At 55.4% G+C, this 22,414-nt stretch carries 1 protein-coding gene; it reads left to right on the forward strand.

Translation table 11 applies throughout. The annotated features are described in order from the left end of the window. A complete protein-coding gene (locus tag ACJJIY_RS14655; protein ID WP_445358180.1) occupies window positions 1-22,215 on the forward strand; it encodes a hypothetical protein in 22,215 nt (7,404 codons plus the stop codon). Window positions 22,216-22,414: the final 199 nt, after the last annotated feature.

Here is a 22,414-nt window from a genome sequence, read left to right on the forward strand (position 1 = left end):
ATGGTTGCTATTATCAGCGGAGACGTACTGGGTCTTTTCAATAGTACAAAGACCGGTATCGGTTCAGCGAGTTTTGGTCAGGGGCGTGAGTCTGTTTATGTGAACGCCTCAACCGGCAACCTGGTTTTGCGCCAACAGGATGAATTTGTAGCGGCAGCTGGCCTCGACTTGTCCATGTTGCGCACCTACAACAGCCAAGGGCAGATGGATGGTGATAACAACGACGGTTTTCGCTTCAATTTTTCCAACCAGCTGATCAACCTGATTGGCAGTCCCGGGCAGACGGGTAGCCAGGTTACCCGTATCGGTGGTGATGGCTCAGAAACAATTTACCAGTTTGATGCCCATCAACAGGCCTATGTTTCAAGTGACGGCGCCGGTGCCCACGACCAAATCATTTATGACAGTGGCAGCAATCAATGGGTCTGGCGTGAGGGCTCAAGTCGCAGTGAAGAAGTATACGGTCAGGTTAATGGCGAATGGAAAATGGTGGCCCGCGTGGATGCCGAGGGCCGGCAACTGGTTTTTGGTCATAACAGCAGCGGCTTGGTCGATAGCATCACCGATGCGGCTGGGCAGAGTTTCACCATTAGCTACAGCGGCAGTAAAGTTACCGGTGTTAGTGTTAGCACCGATGGCGCTGCTCAGCAGCGGCTGTATTACAGCTACGACAGTCAGGGGCGGCTGGACTCAGTAACCGTTGACTTAACCCCACAAGATAACAGCATTGCCGATGGCAATGTATACCGTACCGAATACACCTATGACGGCAGCAGTAATCGCGTTCACACGATTGAGCAAAGCGATGGCAGCTACATGGTGTTTATGTACGTCGATGTCGACGGCCTGGGAGATTATCGGGTCAGTGAAGTGCGCAGTGGTCGCCACTCTAACTCCGGTCTTGCAGAAGAGTTGGATGGCAGCGATCGGCGTATCACCACCTATAGCTATGACCTGGAAAATAACACCACCAAAATTACTCAAGTGGTTAACCCCGAATCCGATGCCAGCAGCTGGATTGGGCCGCAAACGGAATTGGTTTTTGATGGCGCCGGACGGGTTATCGAATTAAAAGCCCCTGCAGACCAAAATGGCGTGCGCGAGAGTACCCAGTACAGTTATGACGATGAAGGTAATTTAACCTCAAAAACTGATCACAGCGGCAATACCACGGTTTACGAATATGACAGTCGCGGCAATCAAACCCTGCTGCGCGACGGGCAGGGCAATACGCTCGAGCGGGAATACGACAGTTATAACCAGCTGATTAAGGAAACGGTCTACTTGCAACCGGACCCCGATGGCGATGGCGAGGAAATGCCAGCAGACCCCCGGGTAACCCACTATGTTTACGACGACATGCAGCGCCTGCGCTATGTGGTAGGCCACGACGGCACAGTACAAGAGACCCGCTACGACGACGCAACCGCTACCGCGCGCACTATCAGCAGTATCACCTACTTGCACCACGGCTACTTTGATCAGTTCTTGGTGGATACCTACACCCAGGCAAGCGTCAGTTACGATATCGATTTTAGTCTCAGTGCCCTGAATACCTGGGCACAGGAAACCCAGGCGGACATACTCAGTAGCGAACTAGAGAATGCCACGCGCAGAAGCGATACCCGTTTGGACTTCCGCGGTCAGGTCTATAGCGTTACTGATTACAGTACCGTGGATGTGAATGGGGACGGCGTTCTCGATGGTACTGAATCCACCAGCTATACCGTTTATGATGCCCGTGGCCAACTGCTGCACACCGTGGACCCCCGCGGCACTGGTGAGAGCTCAACCAGTTATAAAACCAGCTATGTCTACGACGGGCTCGGTCGCGTGCTCAGCAGTACCGATGCCCAGGGCTACACCAGCACCAGCATTTACAACGACGCCCAGTCGCAGATTATCAGTACCGATGCCAATGGTTTACAGGTAACCCGCAGCTACGCCACCAACGGCAGCCTGATCAGTGAGGTCTATCACGATACCCACGACGGTCTCAGCGCTCAGGGTAAGGTCCAGTATTTCTACGATCACCTCGGGCGCATTCGGGCCACTCAGGATGCCGCCGGAGCCGTCAGCCACAGCCTTTACGATGATAAAGGACAGATGGTGGCGGTGATCAGTGCCTCGGGCGCAATTACGGAATTCCACTACGATGCCGAGGGGCGGCAAATACAAACCACGCACTACAGCACCCCGGTGAGTGGCACCCAGTTGCAGAGCCTGCTGATTAAAGACGGCGATGCCCTGGTCGGTATTGAGGAGAGTGTCAGCCTGGAGGATTTGCGTCCGGCGGCCAATAGCAGCGCCGACCGCGCCACTTATCAATACTATGATGATGCCGACCGGGTGCGCTTCTTTGTCGATGCAGAGGGCTACCTGAGTGAAACCCTGTACACCGCCCAGGGCGAGGTGCTGAGCAGCACCCGATATAATCTTTATATTGAAGACCCCGCTGCAGAAACGACGGATTCGCTAGAGGCAAAATATGCCTCCAACGATGCCAGTCTCACAGTTGCCAGCCGCAGTGCCACTCACTGGGTGGAGCCGGTGCAGAGCTATGCCCAGGCAGATAGTCCAGGGTTTAACCAGCGCGACACCGCCAGTTATATAGGCAGTGTCGACCTGGACAGCAGTCCCAGCACGCGCACCGCCCGTAACGATTACACGTTGTACGGCACTGTTTACCAGCGAGTGGAAAATACCCAGACAGAATCGGTCAGTGGCAGCGCAATTACCACCGCCTATACCCGTGCACCGGTACAGCCCTATACCTATGCCAGCAGCGCGATTGTGGCCGAGGAATATACGGTTATTGAAAATCGCAGAGTTGATATTTACAACAACCATACAAGCCGCGCGGCTGAACCTCCGGCCGGGATGGCTTTTTCCAGCACTGCGGTGCGCAATGTTGACGGCGCAGTGACTCAAAGCAAAAATGTGACGATCGAACCTCAAAGCAGTGCAGTTGAGTCCACATCGAGTAGCACCAAATTAACTGCGGGAACTTTTTCTTCAGTAACTGCAAAACCAAATTCAACTAGTGGAACCGGAGACCTATTTGCATTCTTTACTGTGAAAGTTACAGTAACAGGAATTAATGGTACCGGGTTACCTTCGGGCTATGAGCGGACCTTTGAATATAATTATTCGAATAGCATATATGACGGTTCTGCAGATTTAACAAAGTTCTATGGGGACAACCTGCCCTTTGGTGACTATCGGGTTAAAGTCAGTTTAGAAGAGTGGCGAAAGAGTAACCGCGATGGCGTTCCCGGTGAACCGGGCTATGTAATGTGGAAATACAAAGACCACGCTGCGCAGACAAAAGACGTTAATGTTGGCTCTCGTATTAAATGGGATGACCCTACTACTGGCCGAGGGAACTCTACCACCTTTAAATTTAAATCGGGTATCTCTTGGATAAGTAGTACTATCAGCTCTAGTGGCAACAATAACACGGTCATTCTAGACTACCACCCCAGTGGTGACGTTCACTTTAAAATACAGTATTACGCGGCGGATATCTCGGATACTAGTTTGGAGCAGGATGAAATACAGCTCTCTTCGAGTAGTAGGCTGAAACAGGAAGCTAATGGCACGTTTACCGGAGGGGGTAGTTCCAATCAGGTAAAATCGACCAGCTTTAAGGCGAAGACGGAATTTGTATCCAATTCTTCAGCTTTAACCGGTTATTCGACCAGGACAGACATTAAGCAAATAAAAGCAGAGTCCGTAAATTGGGTGACGGGGGATATAGAAACAACTTATACCTACCCACAAGATATGTCCTCGTGGAATGGCTGGGTAAATTTGAGTATCGGTAATGAACTCCCCGATGGGGTTTACACGGTGACGCTAACAATTACTAAAACAGATGATTCATCTGATACGGATACATTTACCTACGAACAGGGCACCCAGCACTTTTATGATCCAACTAAAATTCGTTGGGATTGGTGGCCATCGGATGAACTGGATGATGAAAGTGGCAGTGGAGCTGTAAAATTCTATTACCGACGTCAGGGAGATAGTAGTGCTAGCTGGATACCTGAGGGTGCTTCACCAGTTGAGCAGGAAGGAAGTAAGTACTACGAGTCCTCTATCAGTGCAGAGCTGGACAATGGTTATTATGATTTTAAGATCGAATACTCCAATGGTGGACAGGTCATAAAAACTGCGTACGATACTTTTAGAATTAATAAAAGTGGTACTTCCGATAATAACAGCTCTGTGGATGCTGATTTTGAGTTTTACTCCACCCGTTATATCACTCAGACAAACGCTTCAGGTGTTGCCGACTACTTTACTCGTAATGATGCCGCGACAATTAAGCGTACTGAGGTGCGAGTGCGGGATAAGGTCAGTGGCGATCTAGTATCCAGTAGCACCGCTGTTCCCGCAGATTATGTGGCTTGGGTTGAAGAAAATGATGGTACCTTTAGCGGTTTTCTTAACCTGTCCGAAGACGGTGAGCTGGAGAATGGTCGCTATGAAGTAGAAGTCACCACTTATGATTTGAGTGGAGATGAAATCGACACGAATACTTTTGACTACGAGATAGGGGATCAAACTGAGTATCACCCCACCGAATTCCGCTGGCCCGCGAGTTCGCGCCCCGAGGGCACCAGTGTTATTTTTGAATATGAACATAGCCCCGGCGACTGGCGCAGTGTCTTGGTCAATGACGAAGGGAGCGATTTAAAAGTCGTACTCGGCGATGTGGATGAGGGTAGTATCACTGAGGGGAACTACCATTTCCGAATTCGCTACGAGAAAGACGGGCAAACAGTAAAGCAAACGATTGGCGATCCGACACTCACCGTAGATAAAGGGGTTGCGAAAACCAGTGATTTTGATTTCCAGTACACCACCGTTTCTCTACAGGAAGACACGGGGGTAGGGATTATTGGTTACCCGGTGGCAATCGGTTCCAGTCCGGCCTTGCAAAAAATCGTTGCCGAAGTGCGCGATCAAAATAACCAGTTGATCTCCAGTGCAGAGACCTGGCCCCAGTTGTATGGCAGTTATAATGGCGAAGTAAATTTATCGGTCGGCAGTGACTTGCCCCCGGGCCAGGCTTATCGTGTCACCTTAACCCTGTATTACGACGATGACAGCACCGTCGGCAAAGAGCCCTTTACTGTCGAGATCGGTGAGCAACCGGCCCAAGACCGGGTGATACACTGGTCTGACCCCAATCTGAGTTCCCACAGTTACTCCCGTCATACCTTTAACAGTGAGGATAGTTTTAATATCAATCACTGGAGTGTCTATGACGCTAGTCCCGCAGGGGCGACTGTTACACAAGTTTATGACTCGCAGTTGCAGCGTTCGGTGGTGGAGGTATCCGGCACTGGTACAGATAATGGATTTAAACTGGGAATAAATGAAGCCGGGGATTCCTGGAATATTACCGATGGCCGCGTGGTTCGCACTGAAATTCAATTTTCCAGTGAAGAGCATACGCGCCTCTATTATACAGTGACTAGTAGTAAGGCAAGCAACGGGGTTGCCTATGTCTCCTATTCCTCAAGCGTTAGCAGTCCCTCTATATCGATAAGCGCTACCAGCGGTTCGATCTTTTATAACTTCCCTTTGGAGGCCCAGTACCGGGATGGCAACTGGCATACCTTTGAGCGGGATATTGTTGCGGATGTGGCCTCTCTGGACCCCGATGAACAAATACAAAGTATTAATAACCTTCTTGTGCGCGGTAGTGGTCGTATCGGTCGGGTAGATATTGTCAATTGGTCCGATGCGGGGCTGAGCGCACAGAGTTTTTCCCGCTACCGTTATAACACGGCTGATAATTTCGACTTGGGACAATGGCAGGTAGGTGATAATGATCCTGCTGGAGCTACGCTCACACAAGTTTATGACCCACAATTACAGCGTTCGGTAGTGGAATTCTCAGGCAATGGTACGGATAACCGTTTTGACCTGAGTAAAAATGCGGCTGGAGAAAGTTGGAATATTACCGATGGTGGTGTGGTTCGCACAGAGATCCAACACTCAGGTGAAGGAGACCTTGCTCTCTTTTACAAGTTAGGTAGTAGTCTTGCTAGCAATGGGGTTGCCTATGCGACATATCACTCTGGGATTACAGAACCTGAAGCTGCGGTATCTTCTAGCGGTACAATTTATTATAAATTTCCATTGGAAGATCAGTACTTAGATGGTAACTGGCACACCTTTGAGCGGGATATCCGTGCGGATGTCAATTCCCTCGATGCAAATGAATATATTCAGGCTATTGATAAGTTATTGGTGCGCGGCAGTGGCCGTATCGGCACTGTAGAAATTGACTCGGTTTTTTCCGCTCAGTCAGGTGGGCTCAATATTCCTCGCCATGTATTGAATAGCGGTGAAAACCTGGATGTTAATAGCTGGGAGATTTACGACAGCACTCCAGCCGGTGCAACCATTGATCGGGTTTACGATGAGTTCTTGCAGCGGGATGTCGTCGCTTTCTCCGGTACGGGGACAAGTAATGGGTTTAAGTTACATAAAAATGCCGCGCACGAAGCATGGAATATTAGTGACAGCGCTCAGGCCCGTATTGAAGTTAACTTGCAGGGGGATACTTACTTATATTTTTGGGTTGAGACTTCGGGGGGGGGCGCCTACTTAAAATATAACCCCTTTATCTCCAGTCCTTTTATTGAAGTTTCTGAATCGGGGACTATTTATTATAACCTCCCTCTAGACAGCCAATACCTGGATGGCAACTGGCATGCTTTCGAGCGTGACTTGCGCCAGGATCTCGCTACTTTGGCCCCGGATGTTGAGTTGTTAGAGGTCGATCGTTTCCTGGTGCGCGGCAGTGGCCGTATCGGTGCGATTACCCTCGGTGAAGCCGATGAAGTCACCTACCTGGAGTACCGCCGGGTTGGGGGGAGCGATGTTGTACGTCACTCCTATAACAACGGCGATAACCTAGATATGAAACAGTGGCGGGTTTCTGACTCTAGCCCGGCGGGAGCCACCGTGACGGAGGTGTACGACACCCAGTTACAGCGCAAGGTGGTGGAGACTTCCGGTGATAGTGCCAATAATGCCTTTTCGCTCAGTAAAAATGCCGATAGGGATTCTTGGGATATTGCCGATGGGGTCAATGCCAGCGTTGAGATGCAATATGCTGGTGAAGGTGAATATCGAATTTACTACAAGCTGGACAGCAGTAAGGCCGCCAGCGGTATCGCCTATGCCAAGTACGATTCAGAAGCCACAGAACCCTATATTCAAGTGGTTTCCGGCTATATTTATTATACCTTCCCCCTTGATGATAAATACCTGGATGGCAACTGGCACACCTTCGAACGGGATATCCTCGCCGATATTGCCTATTTGGACCCCACTGAAGAAATACAGGCTTTCCGCGAATTTACTCTGCGTGGCAACGGCCGTATCGGCACCGTAGAAATTACGACCGATACCCCTGTCAGTGGCGAAAATCCCTGGCAGCGGGTGGCCGTGCAGCAAAACGGAGACCACTTCAGCGCTAACCTGGGGAGTGATCTCAGCGGCGATTACGAGTATCGGGTTGTCACTTACCGGGATGGTGTTACCGACTATGTCGGTTACACCTACAACAGCGCCGACAACCTCAATCTGGACCACTGGGATATTTACAGTAATAGTTCGGAAACGGCGGCGCTCGGTACGGTTTACGACAGCTATTTACAGCGGGAGGTGGTCGAGATTTCCGCTCAGGGAATCGATGATGGCTTCAGGCTCTATAGCAACACCCTTGACCAGGGTTTTGGGGTTACTGATGCCAGTACGGTGAGTGCCCAGATCAACCTGAGTGCTCCCGCCGTACTTTACTACCGCATAGAGACCTCAGCGGGCTCCGCCTATGTCGAGTATCGCTCGGATATTTCCGCTCCCGAAATGTACGTTAGCGGCGGCGGCATAACCTATTATAAGCTTCCCCTGGGGGCGGAGTACCTAGACGGCAACTGGCATACCTTTGAGCGGGATATCCGCGCGGATATCGCGCAGTTGGATGCAGGTGTTGAGCTGGAGTCTGTGGATGCTTTCCTGGTGCGCGGCAGCGGCCGTATCGGCACCATTGAGATTGGTACTAATCGCCTGGACAGCAATCGCTACGGAGACAACGATCGCCTGCTGCGCAGTTTGTCTGGGACTTTCGCCGCCAACGACAGCGGTATTACCCCGGCCACCTGGGAAATGCCCACCTACCACCGCAGCACTGCGGAGGGCTATGCCGTTGAGGGCTACCTGAGTGCCGAGGAGGCGGCGGCGATCGCCTATATGGAGGCGGTGGTGATCGACAATGCCACCGGCACGGCCATCGGCGCCCCCGTGCAAACCTGGATTGATCCCGCCACCCTGCGCGATGGCTCCTTTGCCGGCCGCCTCAACCTGCTGATGGGCGCCACGCTGCCCGACGGCGATTACACCGTGCAGGTGACCCGTTACTACAACGATGGCACCAGCCTGGTGGATGACCCCTTCCAACAGCAGGTGGGGCGGCAGCTGCAAATGGTGGAAAACCCCCGTCTAACCCTGGCCCTGGACCCGTCCTACAGCGCCAGTGGGATGGAGCTATCCATTCGCTCACTGCCCGAGGGTGAGTGGGTCACTCTGCCGGTGGATGCAGAAAATGGCACGGTGGAGCTGGACAAGGACTTTTATGGCAGCGGTGTCTACGAATACCGCCTGTCTTACACCCTGGATGTGGATGGTGTTGCTGTGAGCAAGAGCGGCGAGGGCCGCTTTACCCTCGCTCCCGGCGACAGCTATACCCAATATCTCAGCGCCACGGCCAGTGGAGTGGACCTGGCCGATGCCCGTATCAGCCGCACTTTTTACGATGAGGCGGGACGGGTCAGCGGCACACTGGACCAGGAGGGCTATCTCACTGAGTATCGCTACAATCGCGCAGGCCAGCTGGTGGCAACCACCCGCTATGCCAACCGGGTGGCCAGCTATAGCGAGAGCGCACACTGGCTGAACAGCGGTACCCTGAAGACCCTGCGCCCGGTGGTGGACGCGCAGAATGACCGCACCAGCTACTGGATTTACGACGCCCAGGGTCGCGAAGTTGCCGAGATTGATGCAGAGGGTTACCTCTCCGAGCACCAGTACGATGTCGCCGGCAACCGGGTTAAAACCATTCGTTACGCCAGCGCACTCAACGGCCTCGACAACGCACTCGATGCGGTGAACGGCGATGCTTCGCGCCTCACCCTCAAGGGCCTCAATTTTATCCAACACCGTTTTAACGAAGACAATTTGGATCTGGGTAGTTGGGATATCTACGCCCAGAACTCCGGCAGTGCCACGATAGAGAAGGTGTACGATATTCGTATGCAGCGGGAAGTGGTGGAGCTTTCCGGTTCGGGCACTAACGACGGCTTCAAACTGTATAAGAACGCGGCGCACGAGCAGTGGAATATCGAGGGTAGTGCCAGTGTGCGTCTCGAGATGAACCTCAGTGCCCCCAGCCGGATCTTCTTTTCGGTGGAGACCTCGAAGGGTTATGCCTTTATCGAGTACAGCTCGCAGGTGACCAGCCCGGGGATCTATTACTCCTCCTCGGGAACTCCCTACTACCAGTTCCCCCTGGATGCCAGCTACCTGGATGGCAACTGGCACGCCTTCGAGCGAGATTTACAGGCGGATCTGGCCTCCCTGGACCCGGATGTGGAGCTGCTCAATATCGGCGTGTTCCTGGTGCGCGGCAGCGGTCGTATCGGCACCCTGGAAGTTACCACCGAGACCACTGGGCGCCTGGTCAGCAGTGATGACGACCAGGTGAGCGAGTGGCGCTACGACAGCCGCAACCAGGTGACCCACAGCACCGACGTCTACGGCAATACCAGTCACTTCACCTATACCGCCGACGGCCAGCTGCAGAGCAGCCGCAGTGGTCTCGCGATAACTTCCGGCTCGATCCTGGATAATTACCTGGACAACTACCAGGGCGATGCGACCTTTAGCGCCAATGACAGCGCCGCTCGCGACGCCCACTGGGAGTACGATGTACACGGACGGGTGACCGGTGAGTGGGATCACCTGGGGCGGCAGGTCAAAGGGTACAGCTACGATGCCGCCGGGCGGCGCTTGTCCAGTACCGATGCCAACGGTTACACCACCTATTATGCCTACACCGAAGACGGGCAACTGAAATATACCATTGCGCCGGTGTTCAAACCGGGCTCGGAGACCCTGGAGTGGCAGGTCAGCCAGCTGGCTTACAGTGTGTTTGGCGAGCTGACCCGCAGCCGTCAGTACGCCAATCGCCTCAGCGACAGCCTGCTGCACAGCTTGAACCTGAATGGCAATGCAGCGCAGTTGGACAGCTTGGTCGAGGGGCTCGCCAGTGATGGGGACACCGTCACCAGCAGCGAGTACAACCAGCGCGGCCTGCTGATGAGCAGCACAGACGGCGAGGGTTTTACCAGCACCTCTACCTACAACGCCTTCGGCGAGCGCACCCACCTCAGCCAGGCCATCGACCGGGCCAACAGCCGCTTTGCGCAGACGGACTTCAGTTATAGCCGCCGCGGTGAAGTGCTGACCAGTAGTACGCACCTGAGTTACGGCGCCTATACGGCGGTGACCACGAGCAGTGAGTACAACGCCTTCGGCCAGGTACAGGCGACTGCGGATGCGCGGGGCAACCAGCGCGCGTATTTCTATGATCGCCTGGGGCAGGTGGTCGAGGAGCGCGATGCGCTGGGGCAGAGCACCCAGCTGAGCTATGACGCCTACGGCCGCGTCCTGACCCGCACCGACGCGCTCAATCGCACCACTATTTATAGCTATGACGATGTGCGCCGTTCACAGAAAATGACCACTCCACAGGGGGTGCACACCGAAACGCTGTTTACCATTCACGGTGAAACCCTCGAGGTCTCCCTTTACGCCAATGGCAGCTGGCACCGCCAGGCGCGCTATGAGTACGACACCCAGGGCAACTTGGTCAGTACCGAGAATGGGCTGGGTGAGGCGCGTCGCAGTGAATACGACGCTGCAGGTCAGCTCACCGCCACTTTGGATGAGCGCGGCGTGCGCACCGAGATACGTTACGACCCCCAGGGGCGGGTATTGACCCGCACCGAGGATGTGGGTGGACTCAACCTCACCACGACCCAACGCTACGGCCACCGCTTTGAAGAGACGGTGGATGCCAATGGCAGCATGACTCGCACGGAATTCGATCACAACGGCCGCGTGGTGCGGGTGATCGTGGATGCCAGCAGCGATAACTCGGGCCTCAACCTGCTCACTGAGTTTGACTACGACGGCCAGGGCAACCTGTTGCAGATGCGCGAGGGTTATCTCAGCGGCGGCGTGGCGGGCACCGCCAGTTACACCCGCACCCGAGTGTACAGTTACGACGAACTGGGACGAGTGCAAAGTGAAACGGTCGACCCGGATGGGCTGGCCATCGCAACTCACTACCAGTACGACCGGGATGGCAATCGCACCGCCGTGACCAATGCCCTCGGCCATACCAGCTATACGGTATACGACGCCGAAGGCCGCGCGGTATACACCCTCTCCGCCAGTGGCAACCCGGACAACCCGCAGTACACCCTGGTGCAGAGCCAGTACAACGCGGCCGGCGAATTGGTTGGCAAGGTGCAGTACGGCGCGTTCCTAGACAGCGCAGACCTGCCGGCGAACATCGCCAGTGGCGCCGCCCCCGAGGCGATTGCCGCACTGCTCGACAGTGGCGTGGCCCAGCGCAGCACCCGCTATATCTACAATGGCGACGGCCAGCTCACCTACACCATTGACTCACTGGGTCAGGTGAGCGAGACCCGCTACGATGTTGCCGGGCGCGTCAGTGCGGAGATCCGCTATGCGCACAAAATCAATCCGTCTACCGAGAGTGTCGACGACCTGGTGCGCGATACCAGCCTGGATCGGGAGACCCGCTACCAATACGACGCCGCCGGTCGCCAGACCCACCGCTTGCAGGTCTTTGAGCGGGATGGGGCCCAGTACGCTTATGTGACCGAGACCCTGTACACCGCCCGTGGCGAAGTGGCCGGAGAGATCACCTACGCCCGGGCCATTGCCCTGGCCAGTGAGACCACCGCAGACCTGGACCCCAATGCCGCGAACAATCGCCGCAGCCTCTTTATTTACGATGCCAGCGGGCGCCGCACCCACAGTGTCGACAGCCTCGGTTATGTGACCGAGACTCGCTATAGCGACAGCGATAACCGCGAGACGGTTATCCGCTATGCCAACCGAATTAGCGTACCCGCTGTCGCCGATTGGGGTAGCTTGCGCGCTGGAGACCTGTCTATTGGTAGCAGCAGCGCCACCGACCAAGTGTTCGTTACCCAGTACGACAGCGCTGGACGCAAAACCAGCATCACTGAGCAAGTTTGGAATGGCAGCGGACTCAGCAGCTTTACCGAGTACTACGGCTACGACGCTCTGGGCAACCGCACTGAGATCACCGATCAGCTCGGCTACAAGTCCTACCTCAGCTACGATGCCGCCGGTCGACTGACCCATCAACTGGTACCGCGCAATGGCTCACAGGGCTATCTGTCCACCTGGAACTACGACGCCCTGGGCCAGGTGCTGACCGAGACCCATTACAGCCAGGCGATCCCGCTGAATAGCGAACCCAGTAGTATCGATACCGGTGCCCTGGCACACGCCCAGGATCGCTCGACCCGCTACACCTATTCGGCCCGTGGTGAAGTGGTCCTCACCATTGACAGCGCCGATGTGATTACTGAACAGCGCTACACCGCCTTCGGTGAAACCTGGCTCACGATCGAGGCCAAGGGACTGCCCGAGCAGCGGGTGACCTACCGCGGCTTCGACGCCCTGGGGCGGCTGGTAGAGGAGACTGCGGGTCTGCCGGACGCCGAGAGTGACACCATTGCCAATCGCGCCACCCTCGGTGAAGCTGATCTCGGTCGGCACGAGCGCATCGCCACGACCTACTTCAGCTACAACCACTTCGATGAGTTGGCGACCCTGGTCAGCCCGAGAGGCGAGATCTATGTCAGCGCCCAGGAGCACGACCAACTGGGGCGCAAAGTGGCTGAGGTGGATGCCCGCGGTGGCAGTACCCACTCGGTACTCGATGCCTTTGGCAATATCGTCGCCACCACCGACCCCAACGGCAATGTCGGCATTTTTATCTACGATGCCAACAATCGTCTCACCCACCAGGTATTGCCCAATGGCGGCGTAACGACCTATGAATACGACGCCTTTGGCCAAGCCACGGCGGTGCGCAGCTACGCCGAGAAGCTTGCTGGCGATGTGGATATTGCCGCACTGGATGCCGCCGCACTCGACGCACTGCTCAGTGGCAAACAGGATGTGGTGCGCGACCGCTATATCACCAACAGTTATGACAACCGGGGTCAGCTACTTTCGACGACGCAATACGGTTACGACTTGATTGCGTCCCAGGCAATCGCCAGTGAGACCCGCTATGAATACGACGCCGCCGGCAACCGCACTGCGGCCATCGACGCCCTCGGCGCCCGCACCGACTACCAGTTTGATGCCCAGGGGCGCATTACCCAGGAAACTGGACCGCAGTTTGCCGCAGCGCTGAGCGCCCACAGCACCGCGACAAGAGAAGTGCGCGCCATTACCGAATATGTCTACAACGCCTTTGACCGGGTGGAGATGACTCAGGGGCGCTACTGGGATGTGAGTGCCGCCAGTGAGAAAACCGATTCCCAGGGTCTGCGCACCACCGAGATGGCTTACGACCACCGCAGCCGGATGATCACCTCTATCGGACCGGAGTTTGCCGCTGCCAGCAACAGTGCATTGAGCACCCCGGACTTTGATGGCGCGATCGGCCAGGTCACCCTGCGCCAGGTTACCGAAGTGCGCTACGACGCCCTGGGCCGCCAGGTCTACGAAGGCCAGCGCGGCCTGAGTGGAGCCGCACTCAACAGCGACGGCAGTGTCTCCGGCACCCAGCACGGCCAGATCCAAGCTGTCGCCTCGGTTTACAACCGCCTGGATCAGCAGGTACTGGTTTTGGATGCCGATGGCGGCCTCACGTTTAACGTGTATACCGCCGCCGGGAACCTCACCACGGAGGTCCGCTACGACCAGCGCCTGCACATCGACGGCAGCACCTGGGACGGCAGTGCAGCCGCACTGGATCTCGACAGTGCCTCCGGGCACTGGCGCCACGATGCCCTGGCGCTACAGGATCACGAACTTACCACCGGGCGCAGCACGCACTTCTACTACAACGCCAACAACCTGTTGGTGAGAACGGAAAGCGACGAGGGCATCTTCTTTGACCTCAACAACCTGGTCGACCCGGATTCCACCAGCGGTGACCAGGGCGAGCTGCAAGAGGGCTTCAGCCACGGCAGCACCCAGGGGTATCAGGTAAGTTACGATGCCAATGGCAACAGCATTATCCAGATCGACGGCAAAGACCAACCCAGCTTTGCCCTCTTTGATGCCGCCGGCAACCAAGTGCTGATGGTAGACCGCCTCGGCTATGTCACTGAATCTGTTTACGATGGTCTCGGCCAAGTAATCGCGCAAACCCGCTATGCCATGGCCCTCAACTTTGATGGCCTCGGGGCCCCCGCCGACAATGAGGCGCGCCACGCCTGGCTGGAGTCTCTTTACAATGACAATCGCGATGGTTTGATTGCCAACCTCACTTCTGAGGAATATGACGAAGAGCTGCGCACCACCGAGTATGTCTACAGCGGCCGCGGCTTGCTATTGGAGGAGCGCCTCAAAGGCGAATCCTTCTCCCGTATCAGCAACTCGGGCACCGCCCTGAGTCGCAGCCAGGTAAGCAGCGATTTGGTGACCCGCTACGGCTATAACGAAACCGGCCTGCAAGACACTGCGGTGCGCTACGACGGGGATGAAAATGCCAGCGACAGCCGCACGGAGAGTGTGTCTTACAACGCCCTCGGCCAGCAGGCACAAACTCAGGGCGCGGAGTACACCAACTACAGCGGCGACCGCGTGCGCGCCACGGTGAGTTATCACTATGACCTGTATGGCAACCGCACCGCAGAGACAGTGCACAACGACGGCGACCAGGTGACCAGCCACCGCTACAACGCCCTGGGCGTGCGCACCGAGACTCGCGATGCGCGGGAGAATCGCGGCGATGCCAACTACCAAGGCACCACGGAGTTTGTCTTCGATGCCTTCGGCCATGCGGTCTACCAGACCAGCTACCAAACCGATATCGACAACCAACAGGCCCAGGTGGTGACCTGGGTGCAATACGACGCCCAGGGCCGCGAGACCGCCCGAGTGAGCAGTGCCGACCAGGCCGTAGGTGGCGGTCTGGTGCAGCACGATATCGCCTACAACACCCACGGGCAGATTGTTGGCAAGGGTATCAACACCGCCAACCGCATAGGCTTCGCAGAGCACCAGTACCAGGAGTACTTTGTCTACGACGAGCTGGGTCGCCTGTTTAAAACCAACAGCGGCAATGGCACCCCGCGCATCTACTTGTATGACCAAAACGGCAACACCACGCTGGAAATCTCCGCCATCAATAACGATGGTCTGGAAGATGTCACCACCGTGCAGCAGGCGCTGAACGAGACCACCCAGAGTGAGACCCAGTGGAAATACAGCCTTTACGACCAGGAAGATCAGCTGATCACCGTAGTGGAGGCACCGCTGGATACCCCGGATGACAACCCGAACCTGGATGTGGGGTGGAATGTCGACAACGACGGCAGCGAAACCCAAAACGAGGTTAGCTATGGCGAGAGCAGTGGCAGTGTACCGACCGTAGGTGTCCGCAATCGGGAGACCACCCAATCCAGTAGTAGCTCCGTGTGGGTGGACCTGGGCAGCGGGGACATGCCGGCAAGCACCACTGTGGCTGCCAGTCATGAAATGAGTCTTCCCCCTGAACGGCCGATGGCAACCGAACGTTACTACAATATTCATTTTGTCGACGATGAGGGGCGCGGTTACACCAGCAACCCCGGTGATGCCGAGGCGGTGGACAGCTCGCGGTCTTGGGTGGAGCACTCCGATGAACTCACTTATTTAAGTGAGAATGATGACAGGCTTCGCCTTGAGGAGCTGGACCTTACCACTGAGCAGCGGCAGGGCCTTAGCGGTTTACTCGATAGTGATGAATTTCTTTTAGACGACACAAATAAACAAGCTCGTCAGGGGTACCTGGAGCGGACTTTCCATGAGTATGTTACCAGCCGCGAGGTAACTCTCGACAGCGGTCGCACGATCACCGTGGAGACTACTCACTACGAAGAAATTGAGCAGTTGCATATTTTGGTACCGCTATCCCACGATGGCGTCGAGTACGGCTGGCGCGAAGTAGTGATTACTACTCGTGATTACAACTACAACGTCACCAGTAATTTCCTTCAGGCCGGCGATGATGAGGCCGCTGATATCCTGGATGACGCTCAGAATAACCCCCTGGCGCTGATGCCCAGCCTGGATTGGACCCTGGCAGATAACACCCTCAGCCTCACCAGCGCGGATGTAGCCGATGTTTTTGGCAGCACCGCCAAGGTGCAGGTGCTGGCAAAGAATGCCGAGGGCGCAGTGGTAATGGATAACACCCAGTACGACTGGAGCGACGGCATGGAAATTGCTCTCGCGCCCGGGGTGCACTCGCTGTCGCTGACTTTCCTGTCCCCAGATGGCCTGGTGCTGCACGCGGTGAACCTCTATAGCAACGGCGCCACTACCCAAGAGGGCAGTATTGGCCTTCCGGGGGAGGGTGTGGGCCTGGAACATCTGCCGGAGGTAAATACCTTCTGGCTGTCGGCGGGTTATAAATCCTCAAGACGGGGTGGAGGTAAAGATATCGACTTGCGTTACGCCGACTCGCTAGCTACCAATGAGACAACCTATGGACTGCCTCCGGGCAGCGTCGCTGCCAGTTACCCGGGGCAGGTAGAGGCTTATGGTGACGTGTCGGTTACCTATGACTCGGTGCAAAGTGTTGTTCTGGGTTCTGAGCCGACTGGCAACGGTGATCTCAGAATGTACGACATGCAGGCTGAGATCACTTTTACGGTCTCGGGGTTGCGGGATGCGACAGGCGCTGAGCTGAATCTATCCATAGGTGGCAATTCGGCAACGGTTATCGTCACCGGTAATGGCACTTTTACGATCGCTGCCGGTTTCTACCGAGCGGTTACAGAGAGCCGGCCAAACCCTGCCATCTCCGTGTCTATGAAGACTAACGGCCAGAGCTGGGGGCATTACGCCGGCGACGGTGGTGCGACTTATACCTCGCCTGAACGCGTCAAGGTCTACGCTTTGCCGCCGGGCACTGAGTCCATCACGTTTGCGGCCGATGGCGAGACGAGGAAGGTCGATGTACCTACCGGGCAGGATTGGGTTTATGTCGACACTTCAGATATGGACAACAGTGCTACCGCTCTCGACTTCGAGCTCTGGGCCTACAGCGGCAACAACCAGACCGGGACCTTGCTCAATCACGCCAAAGGCCAATTTAATAACGACAGTGGCGGCTCGGTGAGCAATATCACCAACGAGGTGCTGAAAACTGTTGACACAAATACTTATACCCGCAGTGCGAGTTCCGATGGTGACGCGAATAGCTCGGTGTTCTACTCCCTGGTGGGCATGTATAACCGCCAGGCAGTCCGCAATATTGCTTTGCAACTGACTGGTGCCGCCAATGACGAGACACTGATTGCCCACCACGCTAGTTATAACGCCTTTGGCGAAACCGTGGCCTCTATCGACAACAATGGCAATGCCACCCTGTACCAGTACGACAAGCGCGGCAATGTGGTGCAGGAGTTGAAACCAGAGGCGGATGTCTACACGGAGCAGATGACCCATTTCCGCGCCCACACCGCCACTGTGTACGGCGTTAACGCTTACGGCGAGACGGTGATGGAAAAAGTGGCTGCGCAAGCCGCCGCAGGCGCCAGCAGCGCCACCCGCACCGCTGTCGACAACTACAACATCAAGCACGAGCAGGTGAGCTTGCAGGACTATGCTGCGGGCTTGTTGGTTGCCAGCCAGGACGCGGTGGGAGACTACGATACCCAGGCCTTCGACCAGGCCGGCAACCTCAAGGGGACCAGCCAACTGGCCTACCGGGCCGGCGAGCGCGGCAGCGGTACCGGTGCGCTCTACTATCAGGTGGCCTACCACTACGACGCCAATAACCAGCTGGTGCGGATGAATCGCTTCCAGGACAGCAGCCGGGCGATCGACTACAACTACGGCGCCTCCGCCTACTACGATGAGTGGGACTACGACGAGTTTGGCAATCGCATCCGCCATCGCAACGCCCTCTACGGCGACACCCGCTATGTGCTCAATTCCAGCTTTGACAATACGGGCGATGCCAGTGCCAGCGGCACAGTTGGACAGGAGACCTATCGCTACGACGGTCTCGGCCGGGTATTGGAGTACACAAGTTACAGCGGCCAGGTGACCGATTACGCCTACGCCTGGAGTGACTATGTTACGCGCAGTGTGCTCGCCGCCAGCGGCGAGCAGGCCCAGGACGACGCCATCCAGGTGCGCCTGGGGGGCTATATCACCTCGGTGGCCAGAGCCGGTATGGGCGGTACCGTCGCGGTCAATTGGAGCCAGAGCTCCCGCGAAGACGTGATTACTGATGTCAGCGACTACTTTGGCAAAGCGGTCTGGCACGACGACTTAGGTGGCCACCGCATCGAATACTCCTATAACTATGCCGGCTGGCTGTCGCGTCAGACAGGCAATACCGGTATGAGCGGCGACGCCCTGTGGGAGGACCGGAACAGCCAGGATATTCGCTACACCTATTACCACAACGGCAACCTGTTCCGCACCTTCGACTACGGCAACAACGGCCTGGTCGATGGGGATCAGGCCGCAGTCGGGGATACGGTGGCGCCGGCGGTGACCGAGTATCGCTATGACAAGGCGGGCAACCGCACCGGTGAGCTCTATTACCGCTCTAACGACTTGTATAACAACAACGGACGCGTGGTGTATCAGCACAGCAACGCTGAATACGATGAGCAGGGCCGTATTGTCAGCATTGAGGGCTACGACGAATACGGAAATGCCTACCAGATCGACTACACCTTCGATGCCTTTAGTAATCGCCGCAGTGTCAGCAGTGTTTACAACGGCCGCTATGTGGATAACTTAGACGGCACTATCGAAGGGGAAACCCAATCGTTCTATTACACCTACGACAAGAACAACCGCTTTACCCTGACCCTGGGCGAATTCCAGGACGGCCAGATAGTGATGGGAGAGAGTGGAACCGCGATCAGTTACAACGGCCTGGATCAGCGTTATCAAGCTGTGCGCGCCAGTGATGGCAGCATTCGCGAGCAGTACGCCTACGATGCCAATGGCCGTGTCACCACCGTACATATCGACCAGGGCAGCGGCTTTGTCTTGCGCGCCCAACGAGTCAATAACCATGCAGGGCAGGTGACCGCCTCTTACGAGTATGACTCGGATGGCACCCTGTTTAGTGTGACCGAGAATCATCACAATGCCGATGGCACCCTGTTGGGTTACCAGACGACCCGCTATGACGACAGCGGTCGGGCGACCGATGAGGTTACGCGGATGCGCAACACCTTCCTCGGTGATGGCGCAACAGTGGATACCTCGATTACCAGGGCATATCCCGAAGGCGGTGCGGCGCCCACGGTCACCACCTTGCACAACAGTTACGAGAAGTGGGATACCTACAAAACTAAGTCGGTAGTGATCAACGCCGATAACGCTGATCTCACCCCGGAGCAGCGCGCCCAGTGGGAGAGCGGTGAGGCCTACTATACCTATGACAGCAACGGCCATATACGCCGGGTCTACGATGTGGCCAATGAAAGTGCCAGGGCTTACGTAACCGATAAAGAGGGCCGCACTCTGGTGCGCGAAGAGATTCGCGATAGCGGGGAAACTACACTCGGTCGCGAGATGCGTCACTTCTATTACTTCAATGGCCACGCCGTGGGGGATGTGGGTAATGACCGGGTACCGAGCCGCTATGACTATGTGAAAGCGCTGGCGGAAACTGACGGTAGCGGCAACCGCCACCTAAACGACAACGGCGACCATGTACAGGCGGTGCAATCGGCAGACTTTGACCAGAACTTCCAGCCGATCAATCCCAGTTACCCGGCCGCCAGCTATACCAGTTACGAGGCCCAGGGCGGTGAAAGCCTGCAAACTATTGCGGCCACGATTTGGGGAGACTCCAGTCTGTGGTACCTGCTGGCGGATGCCAACGGTCTGCGTGGGGATGAAGTACTGACCCGGGGACAGCGCCTGGAACTGCCCAACGTAGTCACCAATATCCATAACAATGCCGACACTTTCCGTCCTGTAGACGGCAGTCTACAGCTGGGCGATATCAGCCCAACCCTGCCAGATGTACCGCCACCACCACCGGTTGATTCCGATGGTTGTGGTTTGGCCCAGGTAGTTGTACTGGTGGTTGCTGTGGTGGCCTCGATGTATCTGGGGCCTTGGGTGATGGGTATGGTATCGGGTGCACTTGCTGGTGCTGGTGCTACTGCTTTCGTTGCCGGAGCGGTGGGTGCCTTTGCCGCTGGAGCCGCCGTTGCTGCTACCACGCAGGTGGCCAGCATGGCTGTTGGTTTACAGAGTGGCTTCGACTGGAGTGGGGTTGCTCAGGCCGGCGTCACAGCAATGGCGACTGCTGGAGTAATGTATGGGCTGGAAAGCCTCGCTGGCAGTGAGAGTGCCGTTGCTGGTACGTCTGACTTCTTCAGCTCCAACACCGTTGGCTCTGCGATTACAACCAATGTAGTTGATCAGGGAGTCAATATGGCATTCGGTGATCAGCACAGCTTTAACTGGGGCGCGGTGGCCGTTGCAGGGGTTAATGGTGCAATTCAAGGAGGGATGGAAGGAAGCTTTGAGTATGAGACGAGCTATGCGGAACGTACTTACAGCACTGCAAACCTGAATAATGCCGAGGACTTCTTAACCCAGGCCTCTGATGGTTGGCAGCTGACCAAGACACTTCTATCCACTTCTATTAATGAAGCGCTAAATGCAAGCGTATGGGATCAGAAATTCAGCTTCGCGTCAGTGGCACAAAATGCTGCGGTTTCCCACCTGGGATACGCCCTGTCTGCACCGGTGCGCCAATCGCCGATCGCCGTTGAGCCCGTTGCTGATAGGGCTGTCGGCCAAGCAACAGAGCCTACGCCTCAGCACGCTGTCGAGGTAGCTCAAACGGCCCAGCAAACTAAAACCGAAACGCAACTCGTCTTGCAATCCCAACCCGCCGCTGTGCACACGGCCGAGACCGATAGCCGTGTCGAAGTAGTTGCAGAGTCCCTTAATAATCAGCGTACGGAGATAGGTTTCTGCCCAGCGCCAATGGATGAGGTGGATTATGGAGAGGCGTTGGTGGGTAGTGTAGAGAATATCATTTTCGAAAATGTAGGAATATCCTCTGCAGAGAAGCACCTTGACCAAGGTATCGGCACTGGTCTACCCACAGTCGAGCCGAGTTTACTAGACTCTGCACTCTTATGGTCTAAAGAAGTAATGCATGATTTTGATGGCTGGCTGAATGATTATAATAAGCCAGGATCAGGGAGCATTGGTCTGACCGGAGATTTGCAATATGGGCCGTTTGCTGGTAGTAAATTTTCACTTGTAGGTTTGGACTCAGCGGGGCAATTATTCTACTCATCCGGCTGGGAATCTGGAGCAGCATTAAATTCGATGGTGATTGAAGGTGGAGCTCAATTGGTTGCTACTGTTGCGGATGTGGATTACCCCGAATATGCCATGGAGGGTGGAGAATCAACCATTATTAGCACTGAATGGGATGCATCCAAAAGTACTTGGGGGAAAGGCGCAAAAGGTATATTCAGCTCTATTCTGCGGACAAGGCAAGTTCCTGTAGACCCAATTTTTGGATGGGAGCACGCTATGATTCAACAGAAGAAAGGTGCGAAGCAGATAGGTAGCGCGAACTCACTGAAAATAGGGGTGTCTTTTGGAGTTCCAAATGTAATTAATAAGAAAAATGCAATGATTCCATTTGTGCCTGCAGTTGATGTGACACATGCATGGACAACTTATTCGAGTAAATTTGATGCCGGAATTTTTGGTAAAGCCGTATATGCTGGAGTGGTTCAAACACCAATAAATATTTTTGATAGTTTTAAGCCGGCTATTGATTTGGTTGAGTTCATGGTTGAGTTTGAGAGCGATAAAGAATGAGTTTTAAAGTAAAAATCGATATTGAATTTGGCTGTAAAATTAATAAATGGTTGATGGTTCTACGGCGTATGCCGTGGGACCATTTAATTAACAAATAGGTAAACCACCGCCTCAGGCGGTGAGACTTGATAAGGCTCTGCCGTTCCGGCGTGCAGAGTAAAAATATGACCTCCATGAACCGGCAAGTTCTTTAAGGAGG

It is taken from the genome of Microbulbifer maximicatervae (SeqCode) (assembly GCF_052468155.1).

Bases quoted from the DNA above. Each gene is read 5' to 3' on its own strand.
- ACJJIY_RS14655 (WP_445358180.1), top strand. From the start codon at position 1: ATGGTTGCTATTATCAGCGGAGACGTACTGGGTCTTTTCAATAGTACA.